We start from the raw sequence: 237 nt of genomic DNA, 5'->3' as shown, positions 1-237 counted from the left end.
TTGTACATACCGTTCTCATATCCTCGAGTCTCATCTGATATATTTCCAAGTTTTGCCGATGCACTTTTCTATATCATGGTAAGTGAGGTCTTCTCAGTTGGCATAACTGCATACAAAGTCTTTGGCATTGGAACTTTGATAGTGCAAGCCACATCAACAGGTGATCTAACTAGCGTGTATGAGTGTCTGGGCATTCTTGCAATAGGTGTTGTTGTAATAACTCTGGCTTTTGGAAAC

Annotated in this window: 1 pseudogene; it reads left to right on the top strand. The window is 40.5% G+C overall.

Annotated elements, in window-relative coordinates:
- Positions 1 to 237: pseudogene (locus DYY66_RS10035) on the top strand (sugar ABC transporter permease); the annotation flags it as partial.

This window comes from Candidatus Nitrosotalea sp. FS, assembly GCF_011319475.1.
In the GTDB taxonomy this organism is placed as follows: Archaea; Thermoproteota; Nitrososphaeria; order Nitrososphaerales; family Nitrosopumilaceae; genus Nitrosotalea.
Note: the sequence above shows the minus strand (reverse complement) of the source record. Positions and strands in the feature narration are given on the sequence as shown.